This window comes from Streptomyces sp. NPDC096193 (assembly GCF_040302905.1).
GTDB lineage: Bacteria > Actinomycetota > Actinomycetes > Streptomycetales > Streptomycetaceae > Streptomyces.
In genome coordinates this window covers 19,667-36,177 of record NZ_JBEOSJ010000014.1, presented here as the reverse complement: position 1 = coordinate 36,177, position 16,511 = coordinate 19,667, and the positions used below count along the sequence as shown (strand labels likewise).

Sequence of the window (16,511 nt, the reverse complement as noted above, 5' to 3'; positions counted from 1 at the left end):
CCGCGGACACGGTACGCGGCACTCACGGACTCTGTCACACGGCCGGAGGACACACGGTGACCTTGAACGACACGCTCGACAGGAGGCTCCTGCACCAGGAGACGGCCGTGGGTGCGGGTGCTCAGCTGCTGCTTCTTGCCCTGCTCGGATCGGCGATGGGTCTGGGGCTCGCGGGCTGGCTGACGGGCCTGGCGTTCGCGTTCGTCACCTGGGCGGTGCTGACCCGCGCCCTGTCCCGCTCCTGGCTCCGCTCCTTCGGCGCGGCCAACCGCGTCACCCTCGCCCGGGCCACGCTCGTCGGCGGAGTGACCGCTCTCGTCGCGGACTCCTTCGAGAGCCCCCGCCCGGTCACCGTGCTGGTCGCCCTGACGGCGGTGGCGCTGATACTCGACGCGGTCGACGGCAAGGTGGCCCGCCGCACGGGCACGTCGTCCGCACTCGGGGCGCGCTTCGACATGGAGGTCGACGCCTTTCTCATCCTGGTGCTCAGCATCTATGTCGCCGTGTCGCTGGGCCCCTGGGTGCTGCTGATCGGCACGATGCGCTACGCGTTCGTCGCCGCGGCCCGCGTCCTCCCCTGGCTCAACGGCGCCCTCCCCCCGAGCACGGCCCGTAAGACCGTGGCGGCGCTCCAGGGGATCGTGCTGCTGGTGGTGGGCGCCGGAATCCTGCCTCGGTTGCCGGCACTGACGGCCGTGGGCATGGCGCTGGGCCTCCTGCTGTGGTCCTTCGGACGGGACATCAGGTACCTGTGGCGGGTGCGGAACGTCCCGGAGTCCGAGGTCTTCGCAACGTCGTGTCACCTGGCGGCGGACGCCGTGCGGCACAGCTCGGCGGCGTAACGGGCGGAGACCGCACGGGCGTTGTGCAGGGACCGTCTGCTAGGACCCACGGCCCTGAGGCGCCTGCGAGTCCCGCCTGTGTGCGCCGGACGGCAGCAGGAAGACCCAGGTGCGGTAGGCCCAGAACCGGAAGGCCGTGGCTGCCGCGATGCCGAGCGCCTTCACCAGGTTGTTCTCCAGGACACCGTTCCAGCCGAGCCCGTAGGTCGCCGCGTAGAGCGTTCCGTTCTCGATGAGCAGGCCGACGAGGCTGAAGGCGACGAACAGGGAGAACTGCCGGGCGGGGCTTCGCTTGTCCCTCTCGCGGTAGGCGAAGTAGCGATAGCCCAGGTAGTTGAAGACGATCGCCGCGGCGGTGCCGGCGATGCTGCATCGCACGACCGATTCGGACGTGACCGCCCGGCACAGATTGAAGACGGCGAAGTTCACCGCCACGCCGAGGCCGCCGACCGTGCCGAACCGCAGCATCTCGCGCATCAGCGGGGGCGGCGTCGCGTGGTGCCTCGGCTTCGCCTCGTGCATGGGCAGCTCCGGGACGGGACGAGGCACGCACCGTGTGGTGACCGGTCACGTGCGACTGGGCCCTGGTCGGGGTCATGCGCTCGACGCCACCGTTCCCGCGCGGCGGGTCGCCCCTGGACGAAGGGGCCCGCCCGGGCGGCAGACACACCACCTATGCCCGGGGACATCGCATGGGTGGTGCGTGACGGCGGCAGTTCACCCGGTCGCGCCACGCCACAGGGCGTACGAGCTGAGCCGTGACACGGAATCCGCGGACGGGAACCGGGACACGGACAGCTCACCGGCGCCCTGAGGTGTGGCTCCGACCTGCATGACGGGCCGTCATCCCGCGTGACCGAGCAGCCGTGCCGACAAACGGAAATGTGACGATGTGCCCGGAACCTAGGCAGCCGGACCGTCCGGACGGTATCTTGCGCTTCCCTGAGTGCACGGCACGGCGCCCCGGGGGCGGGGGAAGGAGAGGCCACGATGCAAGGACACGGTCCTCCGTTCCGTCCCGGGCACGAACGCGCGGGCGGCCTCGCCGACTCGGTGTTCGAGGCCGCGCTGCGTCATCCCTCCCTCGTGCAGGTGTCTCGCCGTACAGGACGGGAGGAGGGCACCTGGGAGCCGGTGACCGCACGGGAGCTGTGCGATCAAGTCGTCGCCGTGGCCAAGGGGTTCCTGGCCAACGGCATCCGGTTCGGCGACCGCGTCGCGCTCATGTCCCGTACGCGCTACGAATGGACGGTGCTGGCCAACGCCCTGTGGTCGGTGGGTGCGGAGGTCGTTCCCGTGTACCCCACCTCGTCCATCGAGCAGGTGCGCTGGATCCTCAACGACGCCCAGGTCAGGGCAATCGTGGTGGAGCACGAGAACCACGCGATGACGGTCGCGGCAGCCTCCGACGCACAGTCCGCGCTGACGGCGATCTGGCAGATGGACCGCGGCTGTCTGGCGTCCCTCGTCGAGGAAGGGCTCTCGCTGGACGACGAGATGATCCATCGTCACCGCGCCGCGGTGCTGCCGGACCAGATCGCCGCGATCACCTACACCTCGGGAACCACCGGCAGCCCCAAGGGCTGCCTCATCACGCACGGCAACCTCGCCGCCGAGTGCGACATCCTGCTCGAAGGGTGGGGCGGGCTGCTCGCCGAGCCCGGTGAGCAGCCGTCGATCCTCAACTTCCTTCCCGTCGCGCACATCTACGGTCTGATGGTGGGGGTCGCCTGCCTGCGCGGCGGCATACGGCTGGGCCATCAGCCCGACCTGAGCCCCGAGTCACTGCTGCCGGCCCTGTCGTCGTTCCGCCCGACGTCCCTGTTCGCGGTGCCGTACATCTTCGAGAAGATCTTCCACAAGGCCCGCCGGACCGCCGAGGGCGCGGGCAACCTCGGTCTCTTCGACAAGGCAGCCGCCGTCGCGGTGCGTTACGCGGAGTCCGTCGAGCGCCAGTCGACCGGCACGGGCCACGGCCCGGGTCCCTCGCTGAAGGTCCTGCACGCCGTGTACGACCGGCTCGTCTACACCAAACTGCGTGCGGTACTGGGCGGCCGGGTGCGCGCCGCCGTCTCGGGCGGCTCCACTCTCCGCCGCGAGCTGGGGCTGTTCTTCGCGGGCGCGGGCATCACCGTGTACGACGGCTACGGCCTCACCGAGACCGCGGGAGCGATCACGGCACAGCCCCCGGGCGAGGTCAGGTTCGGCACGGTGGGCCGGCCGATTCCCGGCTGCGCGGTGCACATCGCGGACGACGGCGAGGTGTGGGTCGCCGGCGACACGGTCTTCGCGGGCTATCTGAACAACCCGAAGGCCACCGAGGCGGTGCTGAGGGACGGTTGGTTCGCCACCGGTGACACCGGCCATCTCGACGAGGAGGGCTACCTCGTCATCACCGGCCGCAAGAAGGACATCATCATCACCAGCGGCGGCAAGAGCGTCGCCCCGCTGCCGCTGGAGGAGCAGCTGCGCCATCATCCGCTGATCTCCCAGTGCCTGATCGTCGGCGACGATCAGCCGTACATCGCCGCCCTGATCACGGTGGATCCGGAGGCGCTGGCGCACTGGCTCGCCCTGAAGGGGAAGCCGCAGGGGGACGTGTCGGCGATGACGGACGACGAGGACCTGCGGGCCCAGATCCAGCGCGCGGTCTCGCGGGCCAACACCCAAGTGTCCCAAGCGGAGTCCATCCGCGCCTTCCGGATCCTGCCGGGGGAATTCACCCTGGACTCCGGCCTGATGACTCCGACGCTGAAGCTCAGGCGGCGGGCGATCGCGGGAGCGTACGCGGCGGACATCAACGCGCTGTACCGGCGCTGAGGCGACGGCTCGCGGGCGGGGCGACCGGAACCGCGTGGGCGCGGCACGCGGGCCGGACGGCGTGGCCGGAACCGCGTGGGCGCGGCACGCGGGCCGGACGGCGTGGCCGGAACCGGACGCCCGGTCACTCCCCGGACCCCGCGGGCCCGGAAACACAAGAAACCCCACATGATGTGGGGTTTCTCCGTGGTGTCCGAGGGGGGACTTGAACCCCCACGCCCGATAAAGGGCACTAGCACCTCAAGCTAGCGCGTCTGCCATTCCGCCACCCGGACAAGGTGTGTGTCGGCCGTGAGGCATCCCCGCGGCGACATGGACAACAATACCAGGGGTTCAGGGCCCTCCGTGACTGCCTTTTCCCGGCGTCCGTATCGGCCGTGACCAGGCAGGACGAGCCTCCGGGACGGGCCGGGCCGACCAGCCGGGCGCTCCGTTTGGGCCACCGTCGGGAGCCGAGCGCGCACCTGCCGGCGTTTCCGCAGCGTCACACCGGTCACCGCCCGTGCCCGGCCACCGTACGCAATCGCCCCACCGGCCGCTGGACGAGGTGGGGGCGGTGTCAGTCCTTGCGGCCCGTCGCGGCGACCGTGACACCGAGGCCGATCATGGTCACCCCGCCCACCCCGCCGACGAGTGCCAGCCGCCGCGGCGACCTGGCGAACCAGCTCCGCGCGGTGGCGGCGACCAGCCCCCAGATGCTGTCGGAGGCCAGCGCGATGATGTTGAAGACCAGGCCGAGCAGCAGCATCTGGGCCGTGACGTCTCCCTGGCCGCGGTCGACGAACTGCGGCAGCACGGCGGCGAAGAACACGATGGTCTTCGGGTTGGCCACCCCGACGGCGAACCCGTCCGCGAGCGTGCGCCAACTGCTGTGCGCAGGAGTGCCGCCCGGGAACGCGGCGTGCAACGACCCGCGTTCCCGTACGGCCTTGATCCCCAGGTACACCAGGTACGCGGCGCCCACCAGCTTCAGCGTGGTGAAGACGACGACCGAGCGCTCAACGACTGCCCCGACCCCGAGGGCCACGGCGACGACGAGGACGCAGGCACCGAGCGTGTTCCCCACGACCGTGGTCAGCGCGGCGCGACGGCCCTGCGCCAACGCCCTCCCGACCACGAACAGCACGCTCGGGCCGGGTATCACGATCAGCAGGAAGGACATCGCCGCGAAGGCGAGGAGACGGTCGGTGGACACCATGCGGCCGATCGTAGCCAGAGCCCCGCTCGCGTCCGCAGCCCTTTTCCGCCTGCGGATCCGCCGCCTACGGGCCACCGGCACGTCGTCCGGCGGCCGACGCGATCAGTGCAGTCGCGACAGCGCGCGCTCCAGCCCGCCCGGAGTCGGCGCGGGGCCGGGCAGGGACGCGCCCGTGGCCCGCAGCCCATTGAGGAGGAGCGCCAGCGGACGCCGCCATGCGCCGGGCGACGCCGCCTCGGCCGCGGGGACGGCGCGGCCCAGGGCGGCGAGGACGAAGAGCAGGTCCTCCACCGTCACGTCCTCGCAGACCGTGCCGCTCTCGCGGCAGCGGGCGAGCAGCAGGCCGAGGGTTTCGGCGTTGTGGGCGTGCAGGTCCTCCAGGGAAGGGATTCCGGGGATCGTCGTGGTCATCAGATCGGTGACGCCCCGGTCGGCGGCGAGCCCCGTGAAGATGTGCATCACGTAGCCGACCAGGCCTGCCCACGGATCCTCCGCCGCGCGGGCACGCTCGCCCGCGTCACGCGTCGCTGCCAGCAGGTCGTGGAACACCGCCTCGATCAGGGCGGCACGGTCCGGGAACCGCCGGTAGAGCGTGGCGTTGCCGACGCCCGCCCGGCGGGCGATCACGTCGAGCGGGGCCTCGACGCCCTGCTCCGCGTAGACCTCCCGTGCTGCTTCGAGGATCCGTAGCCGGTTGCGTTCCGCGTCTTGTCTCACGTCCTCACGCTACCCGAACCGTGGAGCACTCCCCACTTTCTGCTACGGTCGAAAAACATAAGCGGGGAGCAGTCCCCATTTGATGGACGGGCCGCGGCCGCCGTCATCCCCCGCACGTCCACGACCCCGGAGGGCAGGCACCGTGACGCTCGTCGAACTGGTCCCCGACCCGGACCGCTTCACCGCCGATCCGCACAGCCGCTACGCGGAACTTCGCGCCCGGGGAGGCATCCACCATCTGCTCCTGCCGTCGGAGGAGGCCGCCTGGCTGGTGACCGACGCCCGAGCGGTACGGGCCGCGCTGGCCGACGAGCGGCTGCGCAACGACGTACGGCACTCCGCGTCCTGGACCCACGACGGCGGGTACTCGATCGGGCGGAACCTGCTCCAGGTCGACCCGCCGGACCACACCCGGCTACGACGGCTGGTGGCACGCGAGTTCACCCGGCACCGCGTCCGGGCGATGCGCGGGCGCGTCCAGGAGACGGCCGACGGTCTGGTCGACGCGTTGGCATCGGCCCGGGAGGCGGACCTGGTCGACGCCTACGCCTTTCCGCTGCCGGTGACGGTGATCTGCGAACTCCTCGGCGTACCGGAGGAGGACCGCGGCCCCTTCCGTGCCTGGTCCGCCGAGATCGTCGCGGCCACCGGTCACGAGGCCGCGTCGGCCGCCGGGTCGGCGATGACGGCGTATCTCACCGACCTGATCGTGGCCAAGCGCGCCCTTCCGTCACCGGCGGAGACCGAGGCGGCCGGATCGGCACGGGGCGACCTGCTGCACGCTCTCGCCCATGCCGACAACACAGAGGAAGAGCCTTTGACGGCACCGGAGTTGCTCGGGATGGCCTTCCTGCTCCTGGTGGCCGGCCATGAGACGACGGCCAACCTGATATCGAGCGCCCTGCATCTGCTGCTCCGCAACCCGGAGCAGCTCGCGGCCCTCCGCGCGGACTGGACCCTCCTCGAAGGCGCCGTGGAGGAAGCCATGCGCTACGAACCCCCTGCCCTCGCCGCGGCCTATCGCTATCCGGTGACCGACGTGACGATCGCCGGCATCACCGTCCCCAAGGGCGACCCCGTCGTGCTGAGCCTGGCCGCAGCCAACCGCGACCCGGCGGTGTTCGCCGAACCCGACCGCTTCGACATCCACCGCGACCCGGCCGCCACGCGTACGCATCTGTCGTTCGGCCATGGCATCCATCACTGCCTGGGCGCTCCGCTGGCTCGGATGGAGTCCGCGGTCGCTCTGCGAACCCTGCTCGAACGCCTGCCGGGCCTCGCTCTCGCCGACCCGTCCGCTCCGCCCGCGTGGCGGCCCAGCCTGCTGCGAGGACTGGACCGGCTGGACGTGACGTGGTGAGGAGAAGCCCGGGCGGGGACACCCGCTGAGCCGGGCGAACAAGGTCGCCTCCGTCGACGGCTTCGTGGTGGTGACGCCTGAGTACAGCCTCTCCCCGTCCGGCGCGCTGAGCAACGCCGTCGACTTCCTCTACGCCGAGTGGACCATCAAGGCCGTCGGCTTCGTCGGCCACGGCTCGGCCGGCGAAGCACCCGCGCGGTGGAGCCTGCGCCGGACAGCGGGGAGCTCCGGGTGGCCGATGGGCGTGCGCAGAGCGCGTTGTCGCAGTTCACGGACTTCGAGAGCGTCAGCGGGTTCAATACGGGTGACCTCCGGCGGGACGCGCTCACGACGACACCCGACCAGGTCGTCTCCTGGAGCCGGCCGCCGGCGCCGCTGCGGGCCGTCTCGGCGGCCGCGTCGCGAGACCGGGCGGAACCCTGGGCCCGGGGGCGGGACCCCCGGCCCCACCACCTTCGGCAGCCGCCCGCGCCCGGCGGTCAGGGCAGCAGTTTGTCGATGGCGCCGGGGCCTTCCTCGGCCATCTTGCGCTGCGCCCAGGCCAGGTTCTCCGGGGTGAGGTCCCGCCCCGAGGCGAGAACGAGATCCTCGGGTGAGACCTCGCCCTCGGCGCCGGTGTGCAGCAGCGAGTCGGGCGTGACGGAGTCGTCGGGCGGAGGGTTCGCGCCGGACTGTGCATCGGTCATGGTCTCTCCCTGTTCGGTCCGATGTGTCCCCTCGTACCCACCCCCCGTCCGCGCGCGCTCCCCCTCCTCCTAAAACACTCGTCTGGCCGGTGCGGCACGCCGCCGGCCGGCAGGGCCTCCCTTCCGGGGACCCCGGGTGCCGACGGACATACGGCGCTTCGTAGGGTGAACCCTTGGGGAGTGGTCCGGCCAGGGCCACTGGGAGGCGTGGGGCTAGATGTTCAACGGTGAGGACGTCGGGACCGTCCGACGGCGCGGGGTGGTGCCGGACCATGGGTAAACACGGACGAGGGCCCGGGACGGACGGCGACGACGCCGCACCGGCCTCCGGCCGCACCGCACTGAGCAGCCTCCGCACGCGCCTCAGGGTCGTGCGCCTCCAGGAGGCGATGCGGCAGCCGAACGTCAAGCGGGTCGTGCGCGCGCTCGGACTGCGCACCCGGCTGGCGGACATGTGGCACAGCGTGGACTACCCGCGCTCGGCCCGGCAGGGCTGGCGGCGCTGGGTGCCGTCGTGGCGCCAGTCCCTGAGCCTGTTCCTGGTCTCCACGGCCGGTGTGACGCTGCTGGTGATGTTCGCCTACGTCAAGACCGACATACCCAAGAACCTCAACGAGTTCGCCACCCAGCAGGACAACGTCTACTACTGGTCCGACGGGACGCAGATGGCACGGTCCGGCTGGGTCAGCCGGCAGGAGACATCACTCGACCAGGTGCCGGAGGACGTCCAGTGGGCGGTTCTCTCCGCCGAGAACGCCAACTTCTACTCCGACCCCGGCATCTCCGTGTCGGGCATCCTCAGGGCGCTCGGTCACATGGTCGGCGGCGGCAACACCGAGGGCGGCTCGACCATCACCCAGCAGTACATCAAGAACGCCTATCTGAACCAGGACCAGACCTACTCCCGGAAGTTCACCGAAGTCCTGCTCGCGGTGAAGCTGGACAACCGGCTGAGCAAGAAGGAGATCCTGGAGGGGTACCTCAACACGAGCTGGTTCGGCCGCGGGACGTACGGCATCCAGCGGGCGTCACAGGCGTACTACGGCAAAGAGGCCTCGCAGCTCAACGCCAGCGAGGGCGCCTTCCTGGCCTCGCTGCTCAAGGGCGCCGCGCTCTACGACCCGACCATCAGCGCCAAGAACCGCGAGCGGGCGGAGCAGCGGTGGAGCTGGACGCTCGACCGGATGGTGGCGGTCGGCAAGCTCTCACGCGAGGAGCGGGCCCGGTACACGAAGTTCCCCGAGCCGAAGCCCTCGGCGCCGCAGGGCAATCTGAGCGGCCAGCAGGGCTATCTGGTGGAGCTGGCGAAGGACTACACGTCCAAGCACGTGGAGATCTCCGACGCACAGTTCGACCTCGGCGGCTACCAGATCTACACGACGTTCGACAAGCAGCGGGTCGCCTCGCTGACCTCGTCGGTGGAGAAGGTGCGGGCCACGTTCGACCCGAAGAAGCGTCCCACCGACACGTACGTGAAGACCGGCGCCGCGTCCGTCGCCCCGAACGGCCGCATTCTGGCCGTGTACGGCGGGCCCGACTACCTCAAGCAGGGTTTCAACGAGGCGAACGCGGTGACCGTGCCCGCCGGTTCGGCCTTCACGCCGTTCGTGTACGCCGCGGGACTCGCCGAGGGCGTCCAGAAGGAACGGGAGACGCCGCGCGTTCCGGTGTCCCCGGACACCCTCTACAACGGCAACGACAACATCGCGGTCCGTACGCCGGAGGGCCCGTACTGGGACCGCAGTGGCAAGATCGTCAAGGGACGCAACGACGAGAACCGGTCGTGGGGCGAGGCGATCAGCCTGCGCACGGCCCTGGCCAACTCGGTCAACACGCCGTTCCTCCAGCTGGGCATGGACGTCGGCCTGGACAAGGTCCGCAAGACGGCGGCCGACTCCGGGCTGCTGACCTCCAGTTTCGGACGCTCCATACCGGAGTTCTCGCTCGGCAACTCCAAGCCCAGTGCCATCCGCATGGCGACCGCGTACGGGACCTTCGCCGCGGGAGGCATGCACACCGAGCCCTACTCGGTGCTGAAGGTGACCCGTAACGGAAAGCTGCTGCGGCTGCCCCGGCCGGACGCGGACCGGGCGATGAGCCCCGATGTGGCCGCCAAGGTCACCGACGCCCTCCGGGACTCGGTCCAGGAGGGCAGTGGACGGGCGGCCAAGTCGGTCGGCGAGGACGCGGCCGGCAAGACCGGGACGACGCAGGACGACATGGCGGCCTGGTTCGTCGGGTACACACCGCAGGAGTCCACGGCGGTGGTGCTCTACCGGACGGACCTGAGGAAGCTGGAACTGTTGCCGCTCAAGGGGCTGGGCGGGCCGGACGCCGACTCACCGGTCTCCATGGCGACGAAGATCTGGAAGGACCACATGTCGACGGCGTGATGACCGGCGGCCGGGCGTGACGGGCTGGGGGGCGGCCGGGCCAGGGGCGTGCGGCGACCAGGGTGCGAGCGGCGGTCGCAGGCCACGGCCCGGCCGGGTGCGCGTGCCGCTGCCGGCGGGCACGGGCGGTCCCGGCGACGACCTTCCGCCGTGCAATGCGCCATCCGGCACAGCGCGCCGCCCGATCGGGGATGACGGGACGGCCCTCAGTCGATCAGCGTCTTCCAGTCCGGGGACTGCGCCGGGTCGAGACCGCGCAGATTGGCGAGGACCTTGGGGTCCTGCACGTCGAGCCAGTCGCTGAGTTCGCGGAACGACACGCACTTCACGTCGGAGCGGGGGCACACCTTCCGCATGACGTCCTCCACGGCGTCCATGTAGATGCCGCCGTTCCAGTTCTCGAAGTGGTTGCCGATGAACATGGGGGCGCGGCTGCCGTTGTAGACCCGCTCGAAGCCGTTGAGGTAGGCGTCGCGGGTCTCCTTCTCCCACTCCGCGTAGCGCGACGGATCACCTTCGGTGGTACCGCCGGACTGGTTGTAGAGGAAGTTGAAGTCCATGGCGAGGACCTGGAGTTCCTTGCCCGGGTAGGGCAGGAGCTGCAGCGGGAAGTTCCAGATGCCGTTGATCTTGGACGGCCATATCTGGAAGTCGCCGGACGAGCTCGCGTCGTAGCGCCAGCCGAACTTCTTGATCGCGGGGATCAGGTTCTTCTGGCCCTCCAGGCACGGAGCACGGCCGCCCACGGTCTCCTTCTGGACGTCGAAGGGCAGCGGCGGCAGATCCTTCAGGCCGGTGTTCGTCTTCCACTTCTTGACGAACCCGTAGGTCTGCTCGATCTCGCTCTGCCACTCCTGGACGCTCCAGTCGCCGCCGCCCTTCTCACCGCAGAAGTGCCCGTTGAAGTGGGAGCCGATCTCGTGGCCGTCCTTCCAGGCGCCGCCGAGCTCCTTCAGGGTGGTGCGGATGTGTTCGTCCGTGGGGTACGAGATCGCGGCCTCGCCGACCTCGTGCTGCGGGGGGCGGTACAGGTCGGCCTTGTCCTTGGGCAGCAGGTAGATGCCCGTGAGGAAGAACGTCATGGTGGCGTCGCTCTCCTTGGCCACCTGGCGGAAGCGGGAGAACGTCCGGTCGTCGCCCTCCAGGGCCCCGTCCCAGGAGAACACGACGAACTGCGGGGGCTTCTCCCCCGGCTTGAGCTTCTTGGGTTCGAGCTGCTTGGGCTGCGGCCCGGTGTAGGAGGTCGAGCCGTCCCCCAGCACCTTGGTCGTGCCGTCCCACTTCTCCTCGTCGCCCTTGGCGGACTTCTCCCCCACGCCCGTGCGTGACGCCGCGTTGGCGGCGCCGTCCCCGTCCCCGCCGGTCAACGCCAGGATTCCCACCGCGCCGGCCACGACGGCAGCCACCCCCGCGGCTCCGAACCGGATGCGTGCCCGTTTGCGGGCACGGGCACGTGCTTGGGCCCTCACACTCTGCGCCATAGATTCCGCCCCCAGAAAAAACGAACACACGCCCCCGGTTACACCTGTCCGAATATACGTGTTGATTCGGAACAGGGCGGAAGTGGTCCGTGATGTGACGTGTTTTGCACGGGCGGATGTGGCCGACGCGCCGCCAGTGACAGTGCCGTGATCAGCCTCGCCCTACGTCAAACCGGTCGACCGCCGGTCCGGGACACCTCTACGGTGTCGGCCATGACCGGCCTGCCTGTACGGGTACCCGACGTCCGTGTCCACGTCAAGATGAACATCGGCGCCTGCGGCCCCTTCGCGTACATCGTCGCCACGTTCGAACCGCCCCGCGCGGACGCGGTGTTGGAGTTCCGGAACGCCCTGCCGGAGGACCGGCTGCCCCCGGAGTACGTGCCGGCGCTACGGGAGGGCCTGCTGGACGGGCTGGGCGGAGTGGCGGCCGCGGTACTGCTCACGGACGGCAGACACCATGAGGTGGATTCGTCCGAGTACGGCTACCGGATCGCCGGCCATCAGGCCGGCCGCGCGGCACTCGTCGGCGCGGGCCTGCTGCCGCCGGAGGAGTGCGACTCCCTGCGCTGGGCCACCTGGCCGGGCCGGCTCCGCCCGTGGTCCCTCCGACCGCAGGCCTGACCGGACCGGCACGACCGAGCGACATCACGAGGATGAGCCGATGATCACAGTGCGCCAGGCTGAGCCGGACGACGGGCGTGTGCTGGGTGAGATCCATGCCGCCGCCTGGGAGGCGGCCTACGCCCCCTTCTTCGCGCGCGATTTTGCCGCACGCGGTGTCCGGAGCAGGCTGACCCGGTGGCACGATCGGGTCGCGGAAGGAACGGGGACGATTCTGCTCGCGGTCCTCGACGACCGCCCCGTGGCGCTGTCCCTCTGCCTCCCGTCCCCGGCCCTCCCCGGTCTGGCGGAGATCTGCAGTTTCTACAGCCATCCAGACGCCTGGGGCAGCGGGGTCGCCGCCGCGTTGATGACGGGGACGCTGAACCGCCTCCGCGATGACGGGTTCACGCGGGTGCATCTGTGGACGTTGCGCGACACCCCGCAGTCGCGTCGCTTCTACGCCAAGTCCGGCTTTGCCGAGACCGGCGTCACGCGGGCCTTCGACTTCGGCGAGGGCAACCTGCTCGACCAGGTCGAGTACGAGCGAGGCTGCTGACCTACGCCAGCAGTCCCGGCACATCCGCGAACGAGTCGACGACGTGGTCGGGTTCTCCGGACGCGGCCCGGTGCGTCTCGGCACGGTACTTCCCCGTCCTGACCAGGACACCCGTGATGCCCCGGCGCTGTGCGGCGAGGACGTCGGACTCGATGTCGTCGCCCACCATCAGCGTCCGCGACGCGTCCGCGCCGAGACGGGCCAGGGCGGTGTCGAAGAACGCCCCGGCCGGCTTGCCGAGCACCTCCGCCTCGACACCGGCCGCGCGTTCCAGGCCCTGGAGGAAGGCACCCGCGTCGAGTTGCAGCCCCGCGTCCGTACGCCAGTAGAGGTTGCGGTGCATCGCGAGAAGGCGGGCTCCGCGCTGGAGGTGGGCGAATGCCGTGTTGAGGGCCTCGTAGCCGAACTCCGGTCCCGCGCCGCCGACGACGACCACATCGGGGCGGGCGTCCGGGTCGTCGAGGTCCACGAGGGTCACTTCCGCCAGGTCCTCGGCGATGTCACCGCTGTTGAGGACCGCGCACCGGGCCCCGGGGAAGTGCTCCGTGAGATACCCGGCGGTCGCCGCCGGCGCGGTGAGGATGTCGTCCGCCGTGACCGGGAAGCCCGAGTCCACGAGGAGCCGCGCGATGGAACTCCTGGTACGCGACGTGGTGTTGGTGAGCAGGGCCAGCGGTACGCCCGCCTCACGCACGCGTTCCATGGCCTCGACGGCTCCCGGAAGCGGCTTCCAGGAGACCGTGAGCACACCGTCGATATCGATGAGGACAGCGCCGACCCGTTCCATGGCCCCGACCGTACCGACGGACGGGGGCCGGACCAAGGAGCCTCCCGGTGACCGGCCCGGTCGTGCGGTGGGCCGTCCGCCGGTGCGACGTCACCAGTCGCCGTCGGCCACCGGTTTCCCGGGCTGCGGTGCGTCACCGAGGGGGTGCACCTGGTGGGCGCCGGGCGCCTGCCAGGGCACGGAGTCGTCGCCGAGCCATTCACCCACCGGCTCGACCCCGCCGAGGGAGTCGGTGGGCGCGAGGTCGTCCGCACCGTCGTCGTAGTAGTCGAACCACGGCAGTCCGGCACGCGTGTACGCGGCCCGGTCGACCGGCGACGGGGGTGCCGCCTCACCGGTGATGCGACGCCATTCCGGAGGTGTCACCAAGTGGACGAAGACCCGCCCCGCGGGCGTCTTTGCCCAGTCGGACAGCGGCCGGTCGTCCTGGTAGACCTCTTGGCGCATGGTGCCGCCCACTCCCAGCCCCATCGCGGCGGCCCGCGGCCGGGACGGGGCCGACGCCGGCGCGGCCGTCGCCGGTGCCATGGCCGGGGCGTCGAAGGCGGCGGGCGGTGCGCCCGCGGGCATCGGCATGCCTCCGTAGCCGGCCTGAGCGGTCGCCGCCCTGGCCCGCGCCTCGCGCTCGGCGCGGACCCGCTGCTCCTCGCGCCAGGCCTGGAGGACACCGTCCGCGAGCGGGAACGACTGGAGCTGCACTCCGCCCCAGGTCTCCTCGCCGGTCACCTGGCCCTCCACGGTGGCGCCCATCCCCAGCGGTACGGCGACGAACTGACGCACTGTCCCCTTGCCGGAGTTGATGCCGTCCAGCCACGGCTGACGGGGCAGCACCACGTAGTTCTGCGGCTTCCGCGTGAGCTCGCCGCTCCAGCGCTCGCCGGACACGGCACACACCTTGCCGACGCCGACCTGGAGTGCGGCCGGCTCCACGGTGCCGGAGAAGCTCAGCCACATCGCCTCCCGCAGATACACCGGGAGCATGACCCCACCGCGTGCCGACCACTCGGGCGGCACGGTGTCCGGGAAGTCGGCGACACGCCGCACCGGGAACTCGCCCAGCCCCGGCGGCAGCGGGTGGGTGCCGGACTCCGGAAGCCGCAGCGTGCGGATGAACCGCACCCGTACTCCCCCGCCCAGCACCAGACAGTTACCGTCGATCCGCACATCGCTGGTGGACACAGCGAACTCCCCTCGTCCCGGCCGTCTTCCAGGTGCTATCACGACGGGCGGCCGACAGCGGTTCCGGTCTGCCGGCACGCAGCGCCGATCAGGCGCCGGCGGCCGTCGGCCCGGCTACTCGAAGCGCTCGGGGTCGCCGGCCCCCCGGCGAACGATCTCGATCCCGCCACCGGAGAAGTCGATGACCGTGGTCGGCTCCGTGCCGCAGTCGCCCGAGTCGATCACCGCGTCCACCACGTGGTCGAGCCGTTCCTTGATTTCCCAGCCCTGGGTCATCGGTTCGTCCTCGTCGGGCAGGAGCAGGGTGCTGGAGAGCAGCGGCTCGCCCAGCTCGGCGAGCAGGGCCTGGGCCACGGCGTGGTCGGGAATCCTGACGCCGACCGTCTTCTTCTTGGGGTGCAGCAGCTGGCGGGGCACCTCCTTCGTCGCGGGGAGGATGAAGGTGTAGCTGCCGGGCGTCGCCGCCTTGATCGCGCGGAAGACGTCGTTGTCGATGTGCACGAACTGCCCGAGCTGCGCGAAGTTCTGGCACACCAGCGTGAAGTGGTGACGGTCGTCGAGGTTCCTGATGGTCCGGATCCTGCTGATGCCGTCACGACTGCCCAGCTGGCATCCCAGGGCGTAACAGGAATCCGTGGGATACGCGACCAGCGCACCCGACCGGATGCTGTCCGCCACACTGCTGATGGTGCGCCGCTGAGGGTTCTCGGGGTGCACGTCGAAGTACTTCGCCATCCGGCGAGCTTACGGGCTGGAACCCGTTCGGCCTCCGCAGGCTCCGCCGGCGGTGGACACGGGGAGCGGCCGTGTCCCACGATGGGGCCCGTGGGTTCGGGGAATTCCGCCGCAGCGTGGGCACTGAGTCAGGTCGAGGCCGTGCGGGACGATCCGGCGGCCCGCCTCGACCTGGTCACCCGCACGTATCACGGCCCGGTCGGCAGGGCCCCGCAGCATCTGCCCTTCCGGCGGGCGTCGCTGTCGTTCATGCGCTGGCAGATCCGCCGCGGTGTGCTGGCCCCGATGGACGGGGCGCTCCCCGGGAGCCCATGGTGGCGCGCGGTCAACGAGCGGCTCCTGCGCGACGGCTGCGAGGCCGTCGCCCGCAGCGGCGGACTCGGCGGTACGGCGTCCTCGCCCACGGTCGGACTGTGGATGTCCTTCATCTCCGAGCCGACCGCGCGTACGTGGTACCGGGCCCACAACGCGAGCATCGCCTCCGCCTACCTGGACCACCGTGACCTGGCCGGTGAGGAGAGCCGGCCCGAACGCTTCTTCATGAATGTCGTGCTGCTGCGCGTCCTCTACACCCACGCCCTGGTCTCGGCCCCGCGTCTGGCGCTCGGACGCCTCGCCCCGCTCGGTCCACGGCTCGGCGACCCCCGGCTCGGGATGGCCGGGATCTTCCTGTCCCTCTCGCGCGTCCTTCCCGACCGGTACCCCCTCGACGACGCGGTGGCCGACTACCTCGCCGTCGAGCACAACATCGGCCGGGTCCTGGACTACGGCCTGATCGGGCCGCGGCTCCAGCAGCTCTACGCGTGGTCGGCCGAGGAGCTTGACGAGCCGCGGCTCCTCGACTGCATCCGGGACGGCAGCCCGACGTACGCCTGGCCGTTCGCCGACCGGTCGGTGTGGCATCCGATGCGGCCGACCGCGATGGTGCGGGCGATCGAGCGGGTCCTGCCGCCGGACAGCCGCGCTCGGCGCTGACGTCTTCCGGTCGGCGTCCCGGGGCGGCGGAGCGGTGCGCGGTCCGGTGGGGTGCGCGGTCCGGCGGGGTGCGTCGCCCCCTGCTCGGCGTACCGGAGAGCGACCCGTGCGGTCCGCTGCGAACACGAGAAGGCCCCGGCCGAGGACTGAGGAGGCCTGCCGGGGCCGTTCGTGGT

16 protein-coding genes and 1 tRNA gene are annotated in these 16,511 nt (G+C 70.8%); 8 read left to right on the top strand and 9 right to left on the bottom strand.

Features of this window, described 5'->3' with window-relative positions:
- Positions 1-56 precede the first annotated feature (56 nt).
- A complete protein-coding gene (locus tag ABTX78_RS20850; protein WP_352208264.1) occupies positions 57-842 on the top strand; it encodes a CDP-alcohol phosphatidyltransferase family protein in 786 nt (261 codons plus the stop codon).
- 39 nt (positions 843-881) lie between these two features.
- On the opposite strand, the gene ABTX78_RS20845 is transcribed toward ABTX78_RS20850, so the two are convergent.
- Positions 882-1,391, bottom strand: coding sequence for a GtrA family protein (locus tag ABTX78_RS20845; RefSeq protein ID WP_502993916.1), 510 nt, complete (start codon positions 1,389-1,391; stop codon positions 882-884).
- Between the two features lie 441 nt (positions 1,392-1,832).
- On the opposite strand from ABTX78_RS20845, the gene ABTX78_RS20840 reads away from it, so the two are divergent.
- Positions 1,833-3,662 (top strand): AMP-dependent synthetase/ligase, encoded by a 1,830-nt coding sequence (locus ABTX78_RS20840; protein ID WP_352208263.1) that lies wholly within the window; start codon positions 1,833-1,835, stop codon positions 3,660-3,662.
- Between the two features lie 187 nt (positions 3,663-3,849).
- On the opposite strand, the gene ABTX78_RS20835 is transcribed toward ABTX78_RS20840, so the two are convergent.
- From ABTX78_RS20835 to ABTX78_RS20825, 3 genes are all read right to left on the bottom strand, one after another.
- Positions 3,850-3,937: transfer RNA gene (locus ABTX78_RS20835), tRNA-Leu, on the bottom strand.
- 284 nt (positions 3,938-4,221) lie between these two features.
- Positions 4,222-4,860: a LysE family translocator gene (locus tag ABTX78_RS20830; RefSeq protein WP_352208262.1), complete on the bottom strand. Its 639-nt coding sequence runs from the start codon at positions 4,858-4,860 to the stop codon at positions 4,222-4,224.
- Positions 4,861-4,962: 102 nt separating this feature from the next.
- Positions 4,963-5,577 (bottom strand): TetR/AcrR family transcriptional regulator, encoded by a 615-nt coding sequence (locus tag ABTX78_RS20825; RefSeq protein WP_352208261.1) that lies wholly within the window; start codon positions 5,575-5,577, stop codon positions 4,963-4,965.
- Positions 5,578-5,719: 142 nt separating this feature from the next.
- Between ABTX78_RS20825 and ABTX78_RS20820 the strand changes: the two genes are divergently transcribed.
- A complete protein-coding gene (locus ABTX78_RS20820) occupies positions 5,720-6,937 on the top strand; it encodes a cytochrome P450 family protein (RefSeq protein WP_352208260.1) in 1,218 nt (405 codons plus the stop codon).
- A 25-nt stretch (positions 6,938-6,962) separates the two neighbouring features.
- The gene (locus tag ABTX78_RS20815) at positions 6,963-7,496 is read left to right on the top strand and encodes an NADPH-dependent FMN reductase (RefSeq protein WP_502993922.1); all 534 of its coding nucleotides are present in this window, start codon (positions 6,963-6,965) and stop codon (positions 7,494-7,496) included.
- Here the strand turns inward: ABTX78_RS20815 and ABTX78_RS20810 are convergent.
- Complete coding sequence (locus ABTX78_RS20810) at positions 7,417-7,623, bottom strand: hypothetical protein (RefSeq protein WP_352208258.1); 207 nt, start codon at positions 7,621-7,623, stop codon at positions 7,417-7,419. The genes ABTX78_RS20815 and ABTX78_RS20810 overlap by 80 nt on opposite strands.
- A gap of 272 nt (positions 7,624-7,895) precedes the next feature.
- On the opposite strand from ABTX78_RS20810, the gene ABTX78_RS20805 reads away from it, so the two are divergent.
- Positions 7,896-10,016 (top strand): transglycosylase domain-containing protein, encoded by a 2,121-nt coding sequence (locus tag ABTX78_RS20805; RefSeq protein WP_502993915.1) that lies wholly within the window; start codon positions 7,896-7,898, stop codon positions 10,014-10,016.
- A gap of 206 nt (positions 10,017-10,222) precedes the next feature.
- Here ABTX78_RS20805 and ABTX78_RS20800 read toward each other — a convergent pair whose 3' ends face one another.
- Positions 10,223-11,497 carry a polysaccharide deacetylase family protein gene (locus tag ABTX78_RS20800; RefSeq protein WP_352208257.1) on the bottom strand — a complete coding sequence of 425 codons (1,275 nt, stop codon included), beginning with the start codon at positions 11,495-11,497 and terminating at the stop codon, positions 10,223-10,225.
- A 213-nt stretch (positions 11,498-11,710) separates the two neighbouring features.
- Here ABTX78_RS20800 and ABTX78_RS20795 point away from each other — a divergent pair, with 213 nt between their 5' ends.
- Positions 11,711-12,121, top strand: a complete 411-nt coding sequence (locus ABTX78_RS20795; RefSeq protein WP_352208256.1) for a hypothetical protein — start codon at positions 11,711-11,713, stop codon at positions 12,119-12,121.
- 40 nt (positions 12,122-12,161) lie between these two features.
- Positions 12,162-12,659 carry a GNAT family N-acetyltransferase gene (locus ABTX78_RS20790; protein WP_352208255.1) on the top strand — a complete coding sequence of 166 codons (498 nt, stop codon included), beginning with the start codon at positions 12,162-12,164 and terminating at the stop codon, positions 12,657-12,659.
- A gap of 1 nt (position 12,660) precedes the next feature.
- Here ABTX78_RS20790 and ABTX78_RS20785 read toward each other — a convergent pair whose 3' ends face one another.
- From ABTX78_RS20785 to ABTX78_RS20775, 3 genes are all read right to left on the bottom strand, one after another.
- Positions 12,661-13,446 carry an HAD-IIA family hydrolase gene (locus ABTX78_RS20785; protein WP_352208254.1) on the bottom strand — a complete coding sequence of 262 codons (786 nt, stop codon included), beginning with the start codon at positions 13,444-13,446 and terminating at the stop codon, positions 12,661-12,663.
- 90 nt (positions 13,447-13,536) lie between these two features.
- Positions 13,537-14,625 carry a hypothetical protein gene (locus ABTX78_RS20780; RefSeq protein ID WP_352208253.1) on the bottom strand — a complete coding sequence of 363 codons (1,089 nt, stop codon included), beginning with the start codon at positions 14,623-14,625 and terminating at the stop codon, positions 13,537-13,539.
- 114 nt (positions 14,626-14,739) lie between these two features.
- Positions 14,740-15,360, bottom strand: a complete 621-nt coding sequence (locus ABTX78_RS20775; protein ID WP_327678501.1) for an L-threonylcarbamoyladenylate synthase — start codon at positions 15,358-15,360, stop codon at positions 14,740-14,742.
- 90 nt (positions 15,361-15,450) lie between these two features.
- On the opposite strand from ABTX78_RS20775, the gene ABTX78_RS20770 reads away from it, so the two are divergent.
- Positions 15,451-16,335, top strand: coding sequence for a hypothetical protein (locus tag ABTX78_RS20770; RefSeq protein WP_352208252.1), 885 nt, complete (start codon positions 15,451-15,453; stop codon positions 16,333-16,335).
- Positions 16,336-16,511: the final 176 nt, after the last annotated feature.